2 protein-coding genes and 2 pseudogenes are annotated in these 2,712 nt (G+C 74.1%); 3 read left to right on the top strand and 1 reads right to left on the bottom strand.

Going from position 1 to position 2,712, the window contains the following annotated elements; all coding sequences use genetic code 11:
- Together QOL99_RS16340 and QOL99_RS16335 are read left to right on the top strand one after the other, a co-directional pair.
- A pseudogene (locus QOL99_RS16340) lies at positions 1-276 on the top strand (ATPase); the annotation flags it as partial.
- A 10-nt stretch (positions 277-286) separates the two neighbouring features.
- The gene (locus QOL99_RS16335; protein ID WP_285525369.1) at positions 287-1,420 is read left to right on the top strand and encodes a vWA domain-containing protein; all 1,134 of its coding nucleotides are present in this window, start codon (positions 287-289) and stop codon (positions 1,418-1,420) included.
- Here QOL99_RS16335 and QOL99_RS16330 read toward each other — a convergent pair.
- Positions 1,410-2,099 (bottom strand): metallophosphoesterase family protein, encoded by a 690-nt coding sequence (locus QOL99_RS16330; protein WP_285525367.1) that lies wholly within the window; start codon positions 2,097-2,099, stop codon positions 1,410-1,412. The genes QOL99_RS16335 and QOL99_RS16330 overlap by 11 nt on opposite strands.
- A 187-nt stretch (positions 2,100-2,286) precedes the next feature.
- Here QOL99_RS16330 and QOL99_RS16325 point away from each other — a divergent pair.
- Positions 2,287-2,712, top strand: a pseudogene (locus QOL99_RS16325) (hypothetical protein); the annotation flags it as partial.

The raw sequence follows: 2,712 nt of genomic DNA, 5'->3' as shown, positions 1-2,712 counted from the left end.
GGCCAGGGCGCGGGGCTGCGGCTCCCGGCCGAACCCAGCGTGCGCTACGCCGCCGTGGTGGGCCTCGCCGCCCGCGCCGCCGATGCGGACGAGGCCTACCACGCCTTTACCTGGCTGGCCGACGCCGCCGGGCCGGAGTGGTTGCAACTGTATGTCGCCACCCTGGTGAGCAAGTTCCAGGCGACCGGGCAGCTCGGCGACCTCGCCGGGCTGCTCTCGCGCGACGAGCGGCTGGCGGGGCTGGTGGCGGGCACGCTGGAACTGGCCGGAGGATGAGGGCCGCCCCGTGACCTCCCCCGACCTCCAGTCCCTGATCTCCGGCTCGCGGCTGCGGCTGCGCGGCAAGTCGGCCTTCTTCGCCACGCTGCTGCTGCACGCCGAGTTCGTGCCCTCGCGCGAGGTCGCGGCGGCGGGCACGGACGGCGAGCGGGTGTACGTGAATCCGGAGGTGGCCGCCAGCCTCCCGCCCGACGTGCTCGACGGCCTGCTGCTGCACGAGGTCCTGCACGCGGCGCTCTCGCATGTGCCGCGCCGGGGACCGCGCGAGAAGAAACGCTGGAACCGCGCCGCCGACACCATCGTGAACGGGATGGTCGCCGCTGCCGGGCTGCCGCTGCCGCCGGGAGCCGCCCGCGACGAGCATCTGGAGCGCCTCAGCGTGGAGGAGGTCTATACCTCGCTGGAGGGCCGCGAGGGGCAGGACGGCGAGGACGAGCCGGGCGACCTGCTCGACGGTCCGCCCTCCGACGCCCCGCCGCGTGAGGGCAAACCGGGAGGGCAGGCGGCGCGGCAGTGGCAGCAGGCGCTCGCGCAGGCCCGCAGCGTGGAGGCGATGGCGGGCCAGGGGCACGATCCCCTGGGGATGCACCGCGAACTCGCCCGGCTCTCGCCCGCGCGGCTGGACTGGCGGGCACAGCTGTGGCGCTTCCTGGCGCGGACCCCGGTGGATTTCGGGGGCTTCGACCGCCGCTTCGTGGGGCGCGGGCTGTATCTGGAGGCGCTCGACGACGAATCGCTCACCGCCCTGGTCGCCGTGGACACCTCCGGCAGCGTGGACGATGCGGCGGTGCGGGCACTCGTGGCCGAGGTGCAGGGGGTGCTGGGCGCGTACCCGCACGTCCGGGCGACCCTCTACTACGCCGACACCGAGGCCTACGGCCCCTTCGAGTTGCGGCCCGGCGACCCCATCCCCCCGCCCCAGGGCGGCGGCGGCACCGACTTCCGGCCCATCTTCGCGCTCTCGGAGACGCACGAGCCGGACGTGCTGATCTACCTCACCGACGGCTACGGCGATTTCCCGGAACAAGCCCCCCGGATGCCGACCCTGTGGGTGGTGCCCCCCGGCGGCCTGGAAGACGAGGGCTTTCCCTTCGGGGACGTGCTGCGGCTGGCCGAGGAGGGCGAGGGCTTTACGGCCTGAGGCCGGTGCGCACCATATACGCCTCGGCCCCACCGTCCGGGGCGTGGTCGGTGGCCCACTGCGCCGCCGCCTCGGTGTCGTAGGGCACCCGGCGGAAGGTCACGTTCCAGACCCCCGCACGGCGCTCGAGCAGCACCCAGCGGGCCACCGGGTCGCCGTCCTTCTGGCGCGAGACGGCGCCTGCATTCACGAAGGTCACGCCCCGCTGGGAAACGATCTGCTCGGTGTGGGTGTGGCCCACGACGACGACCCGCGCCTCCGGCCACTCGCGCACCCGAGCGAGCCGCTCCCCCTCCGGCAGGGCGAACAGGGCTTCCCAGGCGTCCGCCGGGCTGCCGTGCGCGAGCAGCACCTCGCCCTCCCCAACCACAGCGGTCAGCGGCAGGACTGCCAGTTCAGAGGGCGCCCCGCCGAGCTGCCCTTCCAGAACCTCGCGGTAGGCCCGCGTCCCGGCCTCCAGCTCGGCAGGGTCGGCCCGCAGAAACTCGTCGGTGTTGCCCCGTACGGTGGGCGGCGCATGTTCGCGCTGCAAGGCCCACGCCCCCGCCGGGTCCGCCATGCCCCACACGGTGTCCCCGAGGTTGTAGACGGCGTCGGGAGTCACGGCGTGGATGTCTTCCAGCACGGCTTCCAGCGCGAAGCGGTTGCCGTGGACGTCGGTCAGGATGGCGAGGCGCATGGGGCATGGTGGCACAGCCCCGCGCCCCGGCATCTGGCATCATCTGCCCCATGACACGCCTTCCGTCTGTTTCGTGGACAACCCGGAAGGGCACCGGGTCGCCCACTCCACGCCCGGAACGCGCCCTGCTCCTCTTCCCTTCAGCCAGATTTCATCCTGCTGAGGGCAGGATTCCACCGGAGTCCCCATGACGGTTCCCGAACCCGACTCGCGCACGCTGGCGGCCCTGTCCCCGGAAGCGGCCCTGGCGGCGGCCCAGGCGCCCGGCGCGACGGCGGGCACGCTCTCGGGCCTCGCAGGGCATCCCGACGCGCGGGTGCGCTCGCAGGTGGCGCGGCATCCCAACACGCCCGCCGAGGTGCTGGGCACGCTGGCCCCCGCCTTTGCCCGCGAGGTGCTGCAAAATCCCGGCCTGCCGCTGATGCGCCTCGCCCGGCCGGGGCTGCTGAACCTCTTTCCGGCCGAGGGGGTCACGGCCCTGCTCGCGCTGCCCGAAGCCCCAGCCTGGGTGGTCGACGGCGCGGCGCGGCACGAGGACTTCGGGGTCAGGACGGCGCTGGCCGCCCGGCCGGGCCTGAGTGCCGAGCGGGTGCAGGCCCTCGCCGCCGACGCG

It is taken from the genome of Deinococcus rhizophilus (assembly GCF_030271215.1).
Classification (GTDB): domain Bacteria; phylum Deinococcota; class Deinococci; order Deinococcales; family Deinococcaceae; genus Deinococcus; species Deinococcus rhizophilus.
Note: the sequence above shows the minus strand (reverse complement) of the source record. Positions and strands in the feature narration are given on the sequence as shown.

Coding starts and splice junctions, on each gene's coding strand:
- QOL99_RS16330 (WP_285525367.1), bottom strand. CDS start 2,099: ATGCGCCTCGCCATCCTGACCGACGTCCACGGCAACCGCTTCGCGCTG.